We start from the raw sequence: 16480 nt of genomic DNA on the forward strand, positions 1-16480 counted from the left end.
ATCGGCAAAACTTTTATACTTTTATTAAATAAAGGAGAGGAGGGGCAAAATGAGAACGAGACGAATTCGCAAAGTGCTGGTGGCCAACCGCGGCGAGATCGCCATTCGCGTGTTTCGCGCTTGCACGGAGCTCGATATTCGCACGGTGGCGATTTATTCGAAAGAAGACGCAGGATCGTATCATCGCTACAAAGCGGATGAAGCGTATTTGGTCGGCGAGGGGAAAAAGCCGATCGAGGCGTACTTGGACATCGAAGGCATCATCGAGATCGCCAAAGCTCACGATGTCGACGCCATCCACCCGGGATACGGGTTTTTGTCGGAAAACATTCAATTTGCCAAACGATGCCGCGAGGAAGGGCTCATTTTCATCGGCCCGAACGAAGAGCATTTGGATATGTTTGGCGATAAAGTGAAGGCGCGCCATGCCGCCATGAAGGCCGGCATTCCCGTCATCCCGGGCAGCGACGGATCGGTCGGCGGCCTTGAGGATGTCGTTCGCTTTGCCGAGACGCACGGATACCCGATCATCATTAAAGCGGCGCTTGGCGGCGGTGGGCGCGGCATGCGCATCGTTCGCTCGAAGGCGGAGTTGAAGGAAGCGTTCGAGCGCGCCAAATCAGAGGCGAGAGCAGCGTTTGGCAGCGATGACGTTTATGTTGAAAAGCTGATTGAAAAACCGAAGCACATTGAAGTGCAAATTTTGGGCGACCACGAAGGAAACATCGTCCACCTTTATGAACGCGACTGCTCGGTGCAGCGCCGTCATCAAAAAGTCGTCGAAGTCGCGCCGAGCGTCTCGTTGTCGGACGAGCTGCGCGAGCGCATTTGCGAGGCGGCGGTGCAGCTGATGAGAAGCGTCGGCTACGTCAACGCCGGCACGGTCGAGTTTCTCGTTTCGGGCGATGAATTTTATTTCATCGAAGTCAACCCGCGCATTCAAGTTGAGCATACGATCACCGAAATGATCACCGGGATTGACATCGTACAGTCGCAAATTTTAATTGCCGACGGCTTTTCGCTTCACAGCCCGGAAGTCGGCATTCCAAAGCAGGAAGACATCCGCGTCAACGGCTATGCCATTCAATCGCGGGTAACGACCGAAGATCCGCTCAACAACTTTATGCCGGATACGGGAAAAATTATGGCGTATCGTTCCGGCGGGGGCTTCGGCGTGCGCTTGGACGCCGGCAACGGCTTCCAAGGGGCGGTCATTACGCCGTATTACGACTCGCTGCTCGTCAAAGTGTCGACATGGGCGTTGACGTTTGAGCAGGCGGCGAGAAAAATGCTGCGCAACTTGCGCGAATTTCGCATTCGCGGCATTAAAACGAACATTCCATTTTTGGAAAACGTCGTGCAGCATCCGAAGTTTTTGTCCGGGGAATACGATACGTCATTTATCGATACAACGCCGGAATTGTTTGTATTCCCGCGCCGAAAAGACCGCGGGACGAAAATGCTGACGTACATCGGCACGGTGACGGTCAACGGCTTCCCGGGCATCGGCAAAAAGAAAAAGCCGGTGTTTGACAAGCCGCGCGTGCCGAAGGTGAGCCAAACGGAGCCGATCCCAGCGGGGACGAAGCAAATTTTGGATGAACGCGGCCCCGAGGGGCTCGTCCGCTGGATTCAAGAGCAGCCGCGCGTACTGCTCACCGATACGACGTTCCGCGACGCTCATCAGTCGCTGCTCGCGACCCGCGTCCGCACGATCGACTTGTTGCGGATCGCCGAGCCGACGGCGCGTTTGCTGCCCAACTTATTCTCGCTTGAAATGTGGGGCGGGGCGACGTTCGACGTGGCGTATCGCTTTTTGAAAGAAGATCCGTGGGATCGGCTGCTCAAGCTGCGCGAGCGCATCCCGAACGTGCTGTTCCAAATGCTGTTGCGCTCGGCCAACGCCGTTGGGTATAAAAACTATCCGGACAATGTCATCCGCGAGTTTGTGGAAAAATCGGCGCAGGCCGGCATCGATGTGTTCCGCATTTTCGACAGCTTAAACTGGGTGAAAGGCATGACGGTGGCGATCGACGCCGTCCGGCAAAGCGGCAAAATCGCCGAGGCGACGATTTGCTATACGGGCGATATTTTGGACCCGAACCGGCCGAAGTACAATTTGGAGTATTACAAAGCGTTGGCGAAAGAGCTCGAGCAAGCCGGCGCGCACATGTTAGGGATTAAAGATATGGCCGGGCTCTTGAAGCCGCAGGCGGCGTACGTGCTCATTTCCGCGCTCAAGGAAACGGTCGACATTCCGATCCATTTGCATACGCATGACACGAGCGGCAACGGCATTTATACGTACGCGAAAGCGATCGAAGCCGGCGTCGATATCGTCGATGTCGCCGTCAGCTCGATGGCCGGCTTGACGTCACAGCCGAGCGCCAATACGCTCTACTATGCGCTTGAAGGAACGGAGCGGGCGCCGGAGGTCGATATTTACGGCTTGGAGCAGTTGGCCCGCTATTGGGAAGACGTGCGCAAGTTTTACCAAGAGTTTGAAAGCGGCATGAACGCCCCGCATACGGAAGTATACATGCATGAGATGCCGGGCGGCCAGTACAGCAACTTGCAGCAACAGGCAAAAGCGGTTGGCCTCGGCGATCGCTGGGATGAAGTGAAAGAAATGTACCGCCGCGTCAACGACTTGTTCGGCGACATCGTCAAAGTGACGCCGTCATCGAAAGTCGTCGGCGACATGGCGCTTTACATGGTGCAAAACAACTTGACGGAGCAAGACATTTTTGAACGCGGCGAAACGCTCAATTTCCCGGACTCGGTCGTCGAGTTTTTCGAAGGCTATTTAGGCCAGCCGCACGGCGGATTCCCGAAAGAGCTGCAGCGCATTATTTTGAAAGGGCGGGAGCCGATCACCGTTCGTCCGGGCGAGCTGCTCGAGCCGGTGGATTTCGAGCAAATCAAGCGGGAGCTGTACGACAAACTCGGCCGCGAAGTGACCGACTTTGACGCCATCGCCTACGCGCTGTATCCGAAAGTGTTTTTGGAATATGCCGAAACGGTGGAAAAATACGGCGACATTTCGGTGCTCGATACGCCGACGTTCCTGTATGGCATGCGCCTTGGCGAAGAGATCGAAGTGGAGATCGAGCGCGGCAAAACGCTCATCGTCAAGCTCGTGTCAATCGGCCAGCCGCAGGCGGACGGCACGCGCGTCGTTTACTTTGAGCTGAACGGCCAGCCGCGCGAAGTCATCATCCGCGATGAAAGCATCAAGGCGGCCGTCGCTGAGCGCATCAAGGCCGATCGGACGAATCCGAACCACATCGCCGCCACCATGCCGGGCACGGTCGTGAAAGTGCTCGTGGAAAAAGGCGAAAAAGTGGATAAAGGCGACCATTTAATGGTCACGGAAGCGATGAAGATGGAAACGACGGTGCAGGCGCCGTTTGCCGGCGTTGTCAAAGACATTTACGTCAAAAGCGGCGACGCCATTCAAGCGGGAGACTTGCTGATCGAGCTGTCCAAATGAAACTGTTCATCGCGCGCAAAAAGAGGGTGTCCCAAACGGATCGGGACACCCTCTTTCGTTGCTATATAGGTGCTGACTGCTTCTGCCGCACGATCGGTTGTGTCGACTTGAAGGCAGACAACCTTTTCGGTCAGCCCCTTTTGGTTTGCGGACGGACGAACGTCATTTCAACGTCGCCGGCGCCGCTTCCCGCGCTGAATGGTCGGCGGCTTTTGCCGGCGCGCGGCGGGTGCGGAGCGCCAAAAGCAATAAATAGCTGAGCACGCCGAACAGGCAGGAAATGAAAAAGGCATGCGCCAAGGCGACGTATAAATTCAGCTGCGTAAACACGACAAGCGCGCCAGTCGTCATTTGCGCAAGCACGAGACAAAGGGCGATCAGCCACCCGTAGTAGATGACCGGCTGCCCGCGATAATGGCGCACGGCATGGATCGCGGCCGCGGCGATCCAAATGACGATGACGGCGGCGGCCAACCGATGGCCCATCTGCACCCATTCATGAAATTGAACCGGGAGGATGCGCGTTTTCGCGCACAGCGGCCAGCTCGGACAGGCGAGGCTGGCGTTCGTATGGCGCACCAGCGCCCCGGTGTAGACGACGATGTACGAGTAAATGATGATGCCGTAAATATGAAACCGCATTTTGCCGTCAAGGGAAAGCGAAGCGGCAGAAAACATGTTGTCGGCTTCAAAAATCAGCAGTGTCAATAATAACACAGCAGCAAACGAAATGAGCGAAATGCCAAAATGCAAGGCGAGGACGAAATCGGACTGCCCCCACACGACCGCGGCGGCGCCGATCAGCCCTTGTAAAACGAGAAAGACGAACGATAGGACGGCCAAAAACTTCGTCTCCCGCACATGCCCAATGGCTCTCCACGCCCAGATGGAAAGGATGAGCACCATGATGCCGGCCAGTCCGGAGACGAGCCGATGGCTCAGCTCAATGATGAGTTCAGGCGTCACGCGGTCCGGCACCCATTGGCCGTTGCACAGCGGCCACGACCGGCCGCAGCCCATGCCGGATCCTGTTTTGGTCACAAGCGCGCCGCCGATTAGGACAAACAGCATCGCTAACGTCGTTGCCGAGGCAAACCATTTTAGTGAACGTTGCAAAATCTTCACCCTCTTGGATTGAGAAATTGGGATTTTGTCCATATTAGTAAAGTGATGGATTTTACCGCAGCCAACCGTGCTGCGAAGCCAAATCTATTTTACACGATGGCGGCCGGAAACACAAAATGACGTTTGTGTATTGAATAAGTCGAATAAGTTTGCTAGAAATATTAATGGGACAAGCGAAAGCGCCGCTTGGCGCCCGCTGATTCAAAAATTTGACACAAATTATTCAAAAAAAGTTCACATGATGAAAACAAAATGTGATTTAATATAATAGAGAAACAGCATGTGCTAATCGCTTGCTTTGGCTGTTAAGCATCGCTGGCCAAGCAAGATAACGGCGCCGTAGGGACGAGGCGGCGCGGCGAGGAGGAACCAGGAACATGGCTGATTTGAAAGCGGTACATCAAACAGTGAACGATGTCGGGCATCGTTCAGAGGCAAGTGTGAAGGCCGTTTGGAGAGAGTTGTCGTCGGTTGTCAAAATCGGGATCGTCAATTCCAATTTGATTACAACGTTCGCCGGGATGTGGCTGGCGTTTTATTTTACGGGAGAGCATTTTTTGGAAAACTTGCATCTTGTCTTTTTTGCGCTGTTTGGGGCGGCGCTTGTCATCGCCGGTTCGTGTGCCATCAACAACTATATTGATCGCGATATCGACCGCTATATGGAGCGGACGAAAACGAGGCCGACCGTGACCGGGACGATGGACGCGCGGCGCGTGCTTTGGGCAGGGATCGTGCTCGTTTTCATCGGCGAAATGAGTTTGCTGATGACAACGGTTACGGCGGCGGTCGTGGGATTGATCGGAATGGTGGCGTACGTGTTTTTGTACACGCTTTGGACGAAGCGCCATTACACGATCAACACGATCGTTGGCAGCATTTCTGGCGCCGTTCCCCCAGTGATTGGCTGGACGGCGGTCGACCCGAACTTTCATGTCGTTCCGCTCGTCTTATTTTTCATCATGTTTTTATGGCAGCCGCCGCACTTTTTGGCGTTGGCGATGAAGCGGTGCGAGGAATACCGTGCTGCCGGCATTCCGATGTTGCCGGTCGTTCATGGCTTTGCCATCACGAAGCGGCAAATTGTCGTTTGGGTAGCGTGTTTGCTGCCGCTTCCGTTCTATTTGTTTTCGCTAGGCGTCCCGTTTTTAACCGTGGCGACGCTGTTAAACATCGGTTGGCTGCTGCTTGGGCTTGCCGGCTTTAGGATGAAAGACGATCTGAAATGGGCGAAGTGGATGTTTGTCTATTCGCTCAACTATTTGACGATTTTGTTTGTGGCCATGGTGATCGCCACGGTTTGGTGAACAGGGTCAAATTCTTTCTCTATAGAAAGAATTGATATACATTTCTCCACATCAAAGATCAATGAAAGAGGGGTTTGGTGAAGCTATGAAGAAGGGGCTGCGTAACTGGCGCTTATTTTCCTTGTTCGGGATGATGGCGCTGTTGCTCGCCGGCTGCGGCAAGCCGTTTTTATCGACGCTCCAGCCTGCCGGTGAAGTGGCGGACATGCAGTATTCGCTCATGTTGTTGAGCACGTCGATCATGGTGCTCGTCATTATCGTTGTAGCGATTATCTTCGTTTATGTCGTCATCCGTTTCCGGCGTCGCAAAGGGGAAGAAACTAAAATTCCGAAGCAAGTGGAAGGAAGCCATAAGTTAGAAATTATTTGGACTGTCATTCCGATTATCCTCTTGCTCATTTTGGCGGTGCCAACGGTATCGGCGACGTTTAAGCTCGCGGACGTGAAGCCGATGAATGACAAAAACCGCGATAAAGACACGGTTGTTGTCAACGTGCGCGCCAATTTGTATTGGTGGGAATTTGAATACCCGGATTACGGCATTATTACGAGCCAAGACTTAGTCGTGCCGACGAATGAGAAAGTGTATTTCAACTTGATTGCGTCGGATGTCAAGCACTCGTTCTGGATTCCGCCAGTCGGCGGCAAAATGGACACAAACACCGACAACAAAAACCAATTTTGGCTCGTCTTTGACCAAAAAGCGACAGACAAAGCGGGTGGCATCTTTTACGGCAAATGTGCGGAGCTTTGCGGTCCGTCCCATGCGTTGATGGATTTCAAAGTGCGTCCGCTGCCGCGCGATCAGTTTGACGCTTGGGTGAAGAAAATGCAAAACGCGAAAAAGCCGGTTGTGACCGATCCGGTTGCCAAACAAGGGGAAGCCATTTTCAATAAAAGCTGTATTGGCTGCCATGCGGTGTCGCCGGTGGACAAGCGTCCAGAACAGGCACGCACAGCGCCGAACTTGGCGAACTTTGCCGATCGTGAGCGGATTGCCGGTATTTTAGAACACAATGAAGAAAACTTAAAAAGATGGCTGCGCGACCCTGAAAGTGTAAAACCTGGAAACAAAATGACAGGTACATACGACCAACTGACAGAAGAGCAGCTTGATGCATTGACGAAATATTTAATGAGCTTAAAAGTGGAATAAAGGCGTAAAGGGAGGTTTCACTGTGAGCACGATCACTCGCAAAAAGGGTGTTGGCGCCGTTTTATGGGATTACCTAACGACGGTTGACCATAAAAAGATCGCCCATCTGTACCTAGTTTCTGGTGGATTTTTCTTCTTGCTCGGTGGTCTTGAGGCGCTGTTCATCCGGATTCAGCTCGCAAAGCCGAACAACGACTTTCTTGTTGGTGGTCTGTATAACGAAGTGTTGACAATGCACGGAACGACGATGATTTTCTTGGCTGCCATGCCGCTTATTTTCGCGTTTATGAACGCGGTTGTTCCGCTGCAAATCGGCGCGCGCGACGTCGCGTTCCCGTTTTTAAACGCGCTCGGGTTTTGGCTCTTTTTCTTCGGGGGTTTGTTCTTAAACTGTTCGTGGTTTTTAGGCGGCGCGCCTGACGCCGGTTGGACGTCGTACGCGTCGCTAGCGCTCGATTCGAAAGCGCACCACGGTGTCGACTTTTACACGCTTGGATTGCAAATTTCCGGAATAGGCACGTTAATAGGTGGAATTAACTTTCTTGTTACGATCATTAATATGCGCGCCCCGGGCATGACGTTTATGCGCATGCCGATGTTCACATGGGCGACGTTTGTGACGTCGGCGCTCATTTTGTTTGCGTTTCCGCCGCTGACTGTGGCGTTAATTTTCATGATGATGGATCGGTTGTTTGGCGGCAACTTTTTCAATCCAGCCGCCGGTGGCAATACGATCATTTGGGAGCACTTGTTCTGGGTGTTCGGCCATCCGGAAGTATACATTCTTGTATTGCCGGCGTTCGGCATTTTCTCTGAGATTTTCGCGACGTTCTCGCGCAAACGGCTGTTCGGCTATTCGTCGATGGTGTTTGCGACGGTATTGATCGCTTTCTTAGGATTTATGGTGTGGGCGCACCACATGTTCACGGTCGGGATGGGACCGATTGCGAACGCGATCTTTGCTGTGGCAACGATGGCGATTGCGGTTCCGACGGGGGTCAAAATTTTCAACTGGCTGTTTACAATGTGGGGCGGAAGCATCCAGTTCACAACGCCGATGTATTATGCTGTCGCTTTCATCCCATCGTTTGTTATGGGTGGGGTCACTGGCGTTATGCTGGCAGCGGCAGCAGCGGACTATCAGTATCACGACAGCTATTTCGTCGTCGCTCACTTCCATTACGTTATCGTCGGTGGGGTTGTGTTCGCCTTGCTAGCCGGCACGCATTACTGGTGGCCGAAAATGTTTGGGCGCATGCTGAATGAGACGCTTGGCAAAATGACGTTCTGGCTGTTCTTTATCGGTTTCCATTTGACGTTCTTTATCCAACATTTTCTTGGCCTAATGGGAATGCCGCGCCGTGTGTTCACATTCTTGCCCGGACAAGGATTGGAGACCGGCAACCTCATCAGTACGGTCGGGGCGTTCTTTATGGCGGTCGCCACGGTCATTTTGCTCATTAACATCGTGATCACGACGGCAAAAGGAGAAAAAGTGGCGGGCGACGCGTGGGGTGACGGCCGCACGCTCGAATGGGCCATCGCTTCGCCGCCGCCGGTATACAACTTTGCCCAACTGCCGCTCGTTCGTGGATTAGACGCTTATTGGCTTGAAAAAATGGAAGGCAAAAAAGAGTTGACGCCGGCCGAGCCGCTCGGCGATATTCATATGCCGAATTCATCATTCTTGCCGTTTGTCATTTCATTTGGCTTGTTTGTCGCGGCATTCGGTTTTACGTACCATCAAGAGACGGCTTGGGGCTTGCCGATCGGCATTCTCGGCTTGCTCATTACGCTCGGTGCGATGTTCTTGCGCTCGGTGATTGATGATCACGGCTTCCACATTCATAAAGAGGAAGTGCTTGAACTTGAGAAGAAGGGGGCGAACGCCTGATGCACGTGGAAGAAAAACTGACGGCCGAGACGTTCCCAGCCGCGCCGGAGCGCGCCACGCTTGAAGGGAAAAACAAATTCCTCGGCTTTTGGCTGTTTCTAGGCGGAGAGACGGTGCTGTTCGCCTCTCTCTTTGCCACCTATTTGGCGCTCAAAGACAAAACGAACGGCGGTCCTTCCGCGGAAGAACTGTTCCAAATGCCGATCGTGTTTATGGCGACGATGCTTCTGTTAACGAGCAGCTTGACGAGCGTGTACGCCATTTATCATATGAAAAACTTTGATTTTCAAAAAATGCAGCTTTGGTTTGGCATTACGGTGCTGCTTGGCGCTGGCTTTTTGGCCTTGGAAATTTATGAGTTTTATGAGTATGTTCATGAAGGCCATAAATTTACGACGAGCGCCTTCGCGTCCGCCTTTTACACGCTCGTCGGCACGCACGGCGCCCACGTTGCATTCGGACTGCTTTGGATTTTGACGCTTATGATTCGCAATGCCAAGCGCGGGTTAAACTTGTATAATGCCCCGAAGTTTTACGTCGCGAGCTTGTACTGGCACTTTATCGACGTCGTCTGGGTGTTCATTTTTACCGTCGTATATTTAATGGGAATGGTGGGGTGAACGTATGGCGAACCAAACGAACTCAGGAAATGAGCGCATCGACCTAGCGTATCGCCGCCGGAAAAATGCGGAAGAAATGCGTCATCAAGTGATTGTCTTTGTGCTGATGATTTTATTGACGCTCATCGCCTTTGCCGCGGTCGGTTATGAAGAGTTTTCCCATTGGTTTGTTGTTCCGTTTATTTTGCTTTTAGCTGGCGTGCAAGTGGCGTTTCAGTTGTACTATTTCATGCATATGAGTCATAAAGGGCATGAATTTCCATCGATGTTTATGTACGGCGGTGTGCTTGTCATGTTGCTGCTCGTTTGGGCGTTTTCGACGGTCATTTGGTGGTAAACACAAGGGGGAATCGGTGCAGATACCGGTTTCCCCTTTTTCCATAGCTCTTCGGGTGCTGCATGTAGTATAATGAGAAAAGGACAGAGCAGGAGGGAAAGTAGTATGTTTCAATCGCTGCAAATGTTTGGCCCCGTTGCCCTTTGGAGTCCGTTTTTTCTGTTGGCGTTGACAGCCGTTGCTTTGTTGTATCTCGCGGTCACCGGGCCGTGGCGGCAGCGGTTTGGCATTGATGTCCCTGTTTCAAGAAAACAAAAGGCGTACTTTTTGACAGGAATAGTGCTTCTTTACGTATGCAAAGGCTCTCCGCTTGATTTGATGGGCCATTTAACGTTCACCGCTCACATGGTGCAAATGGCGCTGCTTTACTTAACGGTGCCGCAATGCTTTATTTTAGGGATTCCGGAGCTGTTTTATGAGCGGATGTTCCGGATTGCCGCGGTGCGCCGTTCGTTTCAGTTATTGACAAAGCCAATTGTGTCTTTGCTTTTGTTTAATGGGTTATTCTCTTTGTACCATGTCCCAATGATTTTCGATATCGTAAAGACAAATATGTTCTTGCATGCGTCTGTCACAACAGCCATTTTCATTGCGGCCTTCTTCATGTGGTGGCCGCTTGTGAATAAACTTTCCGGATGGACGACATTATCCGGGTTAAAAAAAATGGGCTATATTTTTGCCGACGGCATGCTGCTCACACCGGCCTGTGCCCTCATTATTTTCGCCGGCACTCCGCTGTATGAGACGTACACGGATCCGGAAGCATGGATGACTGGGTTGGCGCTTTGCGTCCCGTCAGGAATATTAGCTTCGCTTGACTTGACAGGACCGCAAATGTTTTTGTCGATGTCACCGCTTCATGATCAGCAGCTCGGCGGGGTATTGATGAAAATTATTCAAGAAATTATATACGGGGTTATGTTGTTCTTTATTTTTAGCGAGTGGTATCGGAAAGAACGGGAAAAAGAACCGAGCATGGATATGGCGCCGCGGCCGACGAAACTGTAAGGCGCCATCCAATGGCAAAAGAGACGAAGGAAAGGGAGAGAAGCTATGGCGATTTTACCGACGATCAGCACGAGTTGCATTGTGATCAGCGCTTTGCTTGTCGCCTACGGCTGGTACTTGATTGGCCGCAGGCGGACGGAAGCGCACAAAAAGGTGATGTTGACCGCTGCCGCTTTTGCGCTTTTGTTTTTTATCATTTATATGTCGCGGACGTTGTTTATTGGCAATACGAGTTTTGGCGGACCGGAAACGGTGAAAGTGTATTACACGGTATTTCTTGTTTTTCACATCGTTTTAGCGACCGTAGGGGCGGTGTTTGGCCTTGTGACCATTTGGACAGGGCTAAAGGATCAACGGGGTCGCCACCGCCGCTTAGGGCCGGTTACGAGCGTCATTTGGTTCGGCAGCGCCTCGACCGGAGTCGTCGTTTATTGGCTTCTTTACGTGCTTTACCCGGGCGGAGAGACGACGTCGCTCCTCAAGGCGATCTTAGGTTTTTAGCCGGCCGAATGACGCCGGCCGGCCGCGCTGCATAGCATAACATAAACAGAGAATGCAGAGCGGGGGAGTGCGGTGAATACGTTCCGATACCGAAGGCGGAGCGCCGTGGAGGCGACGTTGCTGACGATTGTGATGATGTGTGTGCAGGAGCAACGCGATGTCGTTCTTGACGACTGCGAAGCGCTTGTCATAGCAGGCCAAGATGGACGGTGCCGCGTGCTTGTGAAGCTGTCTTTGCACTACGGAGCGCCGGTGATGGCCGTTTGCCGCCAGTTGCAGCGACAAATTGCCGAGGAAATCGCGGCGATGACCCCGTATGTAGCGGAGGCGGTTGATATGGTGGTCAAACGGCTCGCCATGCCGTGAAAAAACGCATGAGCGCAAACGTCTCATGCGTTTTTTCATTACTCTTTGATCTTCTCGATTTCGCTTTTGACTTGGGCCAATACGTTTTGGCACTGGTTGACAAGGGAAGACGGGAAATGCTCATCTTCGCCATACTCGACGCCATGCGGATAATAATGTTTGCCTAAAATCGGTGTGAGCAATTTGATGAGCGCATAACGCGAATCAACGTCGCCTTCGATGGCGTACCCTTGGACGCGTAAATAGTACGTCCCTTCTTTCACAACGTATTTGCGGTCGTATGTAACCCGCTCGTAGTCCCATTGCCCCGCGCGCACAAAGCCGAGGCGCTCCATAATGTCATCAAGGCGGGACAGTTCAACCGTCTGATTTTCCAGTCCGCTATTTTCAAATTTCATGCTTCTTCCTCCTAACAACGCAGTATGGAAAGCGCCAAAAAGAAATGATCCCCTCATTTATAATAGTACGAAAACGGTTTGTTTTTCAATGAATTGTTTGCCGCCGTTGCCGTTTCGTCTTGCATTTTTTCCCGCGCCAAGACGCACAATATAGAACGGAAAAGTTCCATGGGCAATGGGTTGCCCTCCACTGGGGATGAACATCCGGCTCAGTTCAGAATTTTCATGGGGAGCGATGTAACATCGACCCGGGGATGAAAGCGACCGCTTGCTGACGGGATTTTCGCAGAGAAGTTCCATGGGCAGCGGACCCTGCCCTCGACCCGTGGATAAAAATTACGCGCTAGTGCGGCATTTTTACGGAAAAGATCCATGGGCAACGTTTTGCCCTCTACCCGAGGATGAAAATCCGCGTCAGTGCGGCATTTTCTACAGAAAGGAGGAAAATCATGCAAACGGTGCGGGATATTATGTCGACGGATGTGCAGTATTGCACCCCGCTTGACAATATGTATGAAGCGGCGGTAAAGATGCGCGATTTCGATATCGGGGCCATTCCGATCGTTGACGATGGGCGGCTTGTCGGAATGATTACGGACCGCGACCTCGTCGTGCGCGGCATCGCGGAAAAGCATCCGGGCTCAACAGCGGTGACGGAAGTGATGAGCCGCGATATCACGGCGGTTTCTCCCGATGATTCCGTGCAGGCGGCGGCCGATCTAATGGCGCACCACCAAATTCGCCGCCTCCCGGTCGTTGAGAATGGCCGGTTGGTCGGGATGGTTTCCCTCGGCGATTTGGCGGTGAATCGTTATTCTGATGAACGGGCTGGCCGCGCGTTAAGCGAAATTTCTGAACCGGCCCGCCATCCGTAGGACGACGGAGCTTGTGCCGCTTTTTTCGCAAAGAAAGGGGGCGTTTTTGGCCGCCCTCTTTTTTTTGCTTTCCCAAAACCGCTATAATGACAGTAAGAAGACTGTGCAGAAAGCGGGAGTTGCTGGGTGAAATGGATGTTCCTTTTTTTGCTCTTGTTCATCGGATTGTACTTTTTCACGCCGAGTCCGCCGCCCCCAAGCCCCCCGGGGCAGCCGGAAATCAATGGGCATATGTTGAAAGAACCGAAGGCGACAGCCGGCTTAGTGACATTGATTGGCCAGCCAGTACAGGCGGTGAACCAACAGCTCGGTCGGCCTGATCGCGTCGATCCATCCGCCTATGGATATGAATGGTGGGTGTACAGGCGTCATCTCGACTCCTATGTCCAGGTCGGTGTTGCTCGCGGAAAAGTCGTCACCATCCTGGCCGGTGGGGAACGAGTGAACGTTGAGCCGTTTGCGGTCGGCCAGCGCCTGCAGACGATTTTTCAAACGATGCCGGTTCTATCCAATATTGAAATCCAGCTCCCGAGCGGAACGTATCGATTCGAGCTGTCGGAGCAAGATTATTCGTCAAGGCCGGTGGTGAAAGTCGGTGCCGTTTATGCTCAGCTGTACGTGGACCGCTTCACTGGCCAAGTGGCGGCCGTGCGTTTAATGGACGCGGAAACGTTTGTCAAGTTGCGGCCGTACGAGCTCGTTTATCGCGGGCATCTACCTGACGTTCCTACCCTTTCGGAAGAACAGCAGCGGATGATCGATGCCAGCAATGCGAAGCAAATTTTTGACTGGACGAATCTCTTTCGCCGCCGCCATGGGCTGCCTGTTCTCGCTTGGGATGACGACGCGGCGGCGGCCGCAGCGAAGCACAGCCGCGATATGCATGATCATCAGTTTTTTTCCCATAAATCGCCGCGGTACGGTGATTTATCGGAGCGGTTGCAGGCGCTTCGCATTCCGTTTCGGGTGGCTGGGGAAAACATCGCTGCTCACCAAGTGGACGGCGTTGAGGCGGCCATCGGTTGGTTGAATAGCGAAAAACATCGGGAAATAATGATGAATCGGGAGTTTACGCATCTCGGCGTCGGCGTTTACGGCGATTATTACACGCAAAATTTCTTTACGCCGCGTTGAAAATTGGGCGCACCCTCGCCTGTCAGGCACGATATGATATGGCAGATAGGCAAGAGTGGAGGAAAGGGATGAGAGCGACCATGGCCAAGCCTTTGCACCCATCCGTTGAACAGTTTAAGCAGTTTGTAAAAAAACATCCGAAACTCATCCAAGAGGTGCGCAGCGGCAAAAAAACGTGGAAGCAAGTGTATGAGGACTGGTACTTGTTCGGCGAGGACGATGAGATATGGGATCGTTACCGGGAAAGGGACGGCAAACGGAACGAAGGCGAAAAAGGGGCGAGCAAGTGGCTCGACAAGCTGGCCGCCATGCTTGGACAGATGGACGCCGCTGAAGTGCAGAAACATTTGGCGAACGTTCAGCAGGCGATTGGTGCCATTCAAAGCATTCTTTCCGAATTCCAAGGGGCCAGCCAGCAGCGCCCAAACAAAGATGAACATCCGTTTTCCTTTCGGAAGGATTGAAGGATGGTGGCGATGAGAAAAGACGTATGGCAATATGTGCAGGGACAGCCGATGTTGCGAGCATTTTTGCGTGAACAGCCGCGCTGGTACCGGATTCTTGCCCGCCGTCCGCATGAGCTGTCCGCGTTCCAGCTGGCGGCGTTGCGTCATTATGAATTGACGATCCCGGACAAGGTCGAAAAATTTTCCCAGTCGCTGCAAATGGCTTCGCTGATGTGGCAAGTGTTTAAAGCTATGCGCGACTAATGGCTTCTTCCGACTCACAGCCAACATGATGAGAAGCGGGTTGGACATCATACACGACTAATTGGGCCGTCGGCGGCAAAGACTATGAGTCAGAAAGGGAGTGATATCTTTGCCGAAACGGCTCAAATCGTTGGCTGGAGCCATGCTGTTCGTTGTCTGCGCCTTCTGGGCGTTGGCGCCTGCTCATGCCGAACGGGCGGATGCGCCGCTGCACGTCAACCATGAGGTGAAAGGAAGCGACGTGTTCATCGAATGTTTCGCTCCCCGCTTTCCGTTTCGCCAAGGGAGCGGCGGCGGGCATGTCGATGTGTATGTCAATGGGAAAAAAGTAACCCAAGTGTATACAGCCGCCTTTGTTGTGCGCGGCTTGCCGAGCGGAACCCATCATATTCGTCTGGAGTTTGTCTATAACGATGGGAGAACGGCCGGCGTGGGGCACGAATTTGACGTTTCGATTCCGTAAGGATTGAAGAAACCGGCTGTTACGGTCGAGCGTAGGCTGAGCCGCTTCTGCCATGCGCGCATGATCACCTAGAAGGCCGGTGAAAAACCGTTGTCGCACACCAATCGGTGTCATGTTCATTCAAAAAAGAAAGCTGGTTCTGCAAAGTTTCTCTCATTGAGAAATGGATGGAATCAGGAGCATTTTGCACGAAATCACCAGCCTCCTAGTGAAGAGGGCGTTCCACAGCGCGGGACGCCCTTTTTCGTTTTCCCTCCTTCTCTTTCCTTTTCCTTTTCGTTTTATTCATGGTATGATGAACATATGGAGGTGCCATGTTGGTGAGAATTGCGACTCTCGAGCGCATCGAGATTCTAGATAAAGCAGAAGGGTTAGCGAAAATGATTGTCGAGTCCGAACTGGCCGAGGAATACCGCCGCGCATTTTGGCGGCTGAAGCAGGACCGCCGCGCCCAGCAGCTGATTTCCCGATTTGTTCAGCTCAAAGAGCAGTATGAGGACGTGCAGCGCTTCGGCAAATACCACCCTGATTATCGCACAATCATGAAAGCAGTGCGCGAAGCGAAACGGGAGCTGGATTTGCACGAAACCGTCGCCGCTTTTAAACAGGCGGAGAAGGCGCTGCAACAGCTGCTTGATGAAATCAGCGTGCTGATCGGCAAAGCGGTATCGGAGCATGTGAAAGTGCCGACCGGAAATCCGTACTTTTTGTCGGCAGGTTGTTCCGGCGGCTGCCGAAGCGGTGGAGGCTGCGGCTGCCGCACATAGAAAAAAGGGGAAGGGACTATGTTTCCACAACGGCAAGGAATTATTGTTTGGCTTCATTCGCTGAAACACGGAAAACAGCTGCGCAAGTTTGGTAACATTCATTACATCTCCAAGCGGCTGAAGTATGCCGTCTTATACTGCGACATGGAGCAAGCGGACTATGTCATGAAAAAGCTCGCCGCGCTTCCGTTTGTCAAACGGGTGGAGCCATCGTACCGCCCGTTTTTAAAGCTAGAATTCGAATCAAAAGGAGAGAAAGAGAAAGATTCCCCCTATCCGCTTGCCTGAACGAAAAGAGGGCACGGAACGCGCCCGGGTGGGGAAAT

At 52.7% G+C, this 16480-nt stretch carries 19 protein-coding genes; 16 read left to right on the top strand and 3 right to left on the bottom strand.

Features of this window, described 5'->3' with window-relative positions:
• Positions 1-49: 49 nt before the first annotated feature.
• A complete protein-coding gene (gene pyc / locus GC56T2_RS05185) occupies positions 50-3493 on the top strand; it encodes a pyruvate carboxylase (RefSeq protein ID WP_144973541.1) in 3444 nt (1147 codons plus the stop codon).
• Positions 3494-3655: 162 nt separating this feature from the next.
• On the opposite strand, the gene GC56T2_RS05190 is transcribed toward pyc, so the two are convergent.
• Positions 3656-4609, bottom strand: coding sequence for a COX15/CtaA family protein (locus GC56T2_RS05190; protein ID WP_144973543.1), 954 nt, complete (start codon positions 4607-4609; stop codon positions 3656-3658).
• A 386-nt stretch (positions 4610-4995) separates the two neighbouring features.
• Here GC56T2_RS05190 and cyoE point away from each other — a divergent pair, with 386 nt between their 5' ends.
• The 8 genes from cyoE (at position 4996) to GC56T2_RS05230 (ending at position 11807) form a co-directional block, all read left to right on the top strand.
• Positions 4996-5925, top strand: coding sequence for a heme o synthase (gene cyoE / locus GC56T2_RS05195; RefSeq protein ID WP_144973545.1), 930 nt, complete (start codon positions 4996-4998; stop codon positions 5923-5925).
• Between the two features lie 85 nt (positions 5926-6010).
• Complete coding sequence (gene coxB, locus GC56T2_RS05200; protein ID WP_144973547.1) at positions 6011-7081, top strand: cytochrome c oxidase subunit II; 1071 nt, start codon at positions 6011-6013, stop codon at positions 7079-7081.
• A gap of 22 nt (positions 7082-7103) precedes the next feature.
• The gene (ctaD, locus tag GC56T2_RS05205; RefSeq protein ID WP_144973549.1) at positions 7104-8975 is read left to right on the top strand and encodes a cytochrome c oxidase subunit I; all 1872 of its coding nucleotides are present in this window, start codon (positions 7104-7106) and stop codon (positions 8973-8975) included.
• The gene (gene ctaE / locus GC56T2_RS05210; protein WP_033010279.1) at positions 8975-9595 is read left to right on the top strand and encodes a cytochrome c oxidase subunit III; all 621 of its coding nucleotides are present in this window, start codon (positions 8975-8977) and stop codon (positions 9593-9595) included. The genes ctaD and ctaE overlap by 1 nt, the downstream gene beginning before the upstream one ends.
• Before the next feature lie 4 nt (positions 9596-9599).
• The gene (ctaF, locus tag GC56T2_RS05215) at positions 9600-9932 is read left to right on the top strand and encodes a cytochrome c oxidase subunit IVB (protein WP_144973551.1); all 333 of its coding nucleotides are present in this window, start codon (positions 9600-9602) and stop codon (positions 9930-9932) included.
• Between the two features lie 105 nt (positions 9933-10037).
• On the top strand, positions 10038-10940 hold the full coding sequence (ctaG, locus tag GC56T2_RS05220; protein WP_144973553.1) for a cytochrome c oxidase assembly factor CtaG: 903 nt from the start codon (positions 10038-10040) through the stop codon (positions 10938-10940).
• 45 nt (positions 10941-10985) lie between these two features.
• Positions 10986-11441, top strand: coding sequence for a DUF420 domain-containing protein (locus GC56T2_RS05225; protein WP_144973555.1), 456 nt, complete (start codon positions 10986-10988; stop codon positions 11439-11441).
• 72 nt (positions 11442-11513) lie between these two features.
• Positions 11514-11807, top strand: coding sequence for a hypothetical protein (locus tag GC56T2_RS05230; protein WP_144973557.1), 294 nt, complete (start codon positions 11514-11516; stop codon positions 11805-11807).
• Positions 11808-11845: 38 nt separating this feature from the next.
• On the opposite strand, the gene GC56T2_RS05235 is transcribed toward GC56T2_RS05230, so the two are convergent.
• Complete coding sequence (locus tag GC56T2_RS05235) at positions 11846-12205, bottom strand: YugN family protein (protein WP_033843460.1); 360 nt, start codon at positions 12203-12205, stop codon at positions 11846-11848.
• A 53-nt stretch (positions 12206-12258) separates the two neighbouring features.
• Positions 12259-12381 carry a hypothetical protein gene (locus tag GC56T2_RS18050; protein WP_255516024.1) on the bottom strand — a complete coding sequence of 41 codons (123 nt, stop codon included), beginning with the start codon at positions 12379-12381 and terminating at the stop codon, positions 12259-12261.
• Positions 12382-12654: 273 nt separating this feature from the next.
• Between GC56T2_RS18050 and GC56T2_RS05240 the strand changes: the two genes are divergently transcribed.
• The 7 genes from GC56T2_RS05240 to GC56T2_RS05270 all read left to right on the top strand — a co-directional run bounded on the left by GC56T2_RS05240 (position 12655) and on the right by GC56T2_RS05270 (position 16442).
• Entirely contained in the window at positions 12655-13080 is a 426-nt protein-coding gene (locus tag GC56T2_RS05240) for a CBS domain-containing protein (RefSeq protein WP_144973559.1), read from the top strand.
• A gap of 126 nt (positions 13081-13206) precedes the next feature.
• Positions 13207-14214 carry a CAP domain-containing protein gene (locus GC56T2_RS05245; RefSeq protein ID WP_144973561.1) on the top strand — a complete coding sequence of 336 codons (1008 nt, stop codon included), beginning with the start codon at positions 13207-13209 and terminating at the stop codon, positions 14212-14214.
• A gap of 80 nt (positions 14215-14294) precedes the next feature.
• Positions 14295-14678, top strand: coding sequence for a YlbD family protein (locus tag GC56T2_RS05250; RefSeq protein WP_144977057.1), 384 nt, complete (start codon positions 14295-14297; stop codon positions 14676-14678).
• Between the two features lie 12 nt (positions 14679-14690).
• Positions 14691-14924 (top strand): YlbE-like family protein, encoded by a 234-nt coding sequence (locus GC56T2_RS05255; protein ID WP_144973563.1) that lies wholly within the window; start codon positions 14691-14693, stop codon positions 14922-14924.
• Between the two features lie 103 nt (positions 14925-15027).
• On the top strand, positions 15028-15387 hold the full coding sequence (locus tag GC56T2_RS05260; protein ID WP_370454558.1) for a carbohydrate-binding protein: 360 nt from the start codon (positions 15028-15030) through the stop codon (positions 15385-15387).
• A 320-nt stretch (positions 15388-15707) separates the two neighbouring features.
• Positions 15708-16154, top strand: a complete 447-nt coding sequence (locus GC56T2_RS05265; protein WP_144973565.1) for a YlbF/YmcA family competence regulator — start codon at positions 15708-15710, stop codon at positions 16152-16154.
• An 18-nt stretch (positions 16155-16172) separates the two neighbouring features.
• Positions 16173-16442, top strand: coding sequence for a YlbG family protein (locus GC56T2_RS05270; RefSeq protein ID WP_144973567.1), 270 nt, complete (start codon positions 16173-16175; stop codon positions 16440-16442).
• Positions 16443-16480: the final 38 nt, after the last annotated feature.

The sequence above is a fragment of the Geobacillus sp. C56-T2 genome, from assembly GCF_007829715.1.
Taxonomy (GTDB): domain Bacteria; phylum Bacillota; class Bacilli; order Bacillales; family Anoxybacillaceae; genus Geobacillus; species Geobacillus icigianus.

Coding starts and splice junctions, on each gene's coding strand:
- GC56T2_RS05235 (WP_033843460.1), bottom strand. CDS start 12,205: ATGAAATTTGAAAATAGCGGACTGGAAAATCAGACGGTTGAACTGTCC.
- ctaG (WP_144973553.1), top strand. CDS start 10,038: ATGTTTCAATCGCTGCAAATGTTTGGCCCCGTTGCCCTTTGGAGTCCG.
- coxB (WP_144973547.1), top strand. CDS start 6,011: ATGAAGAAGGGGCTGCGTAACTGGCGCTTATTTTCCTTGTTCGGGATG.
- GC56T2_RS05255 (WP_144973563.1), top strand. CDS start 14,691: ATGAGAAAAGACGTATGGCAATATGTGCAGGGACAGCCGATGTTGCGA.
- GC56T2_RS05270 (WP_144973567.1), top strand. CDS start 16,173: ATGTTTCCACAACGGCAAGGAATTATTGTTTGGCTTCATTCGCTGAAA.
- GC56T2_RS05250 (WP_144977057.1), top strand. CDS start 14,295: ATGGCCAAGCCTTTGCACCCATCCGTTGAACAGTTTAAGCAGTTTGTA.
- pyc (WP_144973541.1), top strand. CDS start 50: ATGAGAACGAGACGAATTCGCAAAGTGCTGGTGGCCAACCGCGGCGAG.
- ctaE (WP_033010279.1), top strand. CDS start 8,975: ATGCACGTGGAAGAAAAACTGACGGCCGAGACGTTCCCAGCCGCGCCG.
- GC56T2_RS05225 (WP_144973555.1), top strand. CDS start 10,986: ATGGCGATTTTACCGACGATCAGCACGAGTTGCATTGTGATCAGCGCT.
- GC56T2_RS05240 (WP_144973559.1), top strand. CDS start 12,655: ATGCAAACGGTGCGGGATATTATGTCGACGGATGTGCAGTATTGCACC.
- cyoE (WP_144973545.1), top strand. CDS start 4,996: ATGGCTGATTTGAAAGCGGTACATCAAACAGTGAACGATGTCGGGCAT.
- ctaF (WP_144973551.1), top strand. CDS start 9,600: ATGGCGAACCAAACGAACTCAGGAAATGAGCGCATCGACCTAGCGTAT.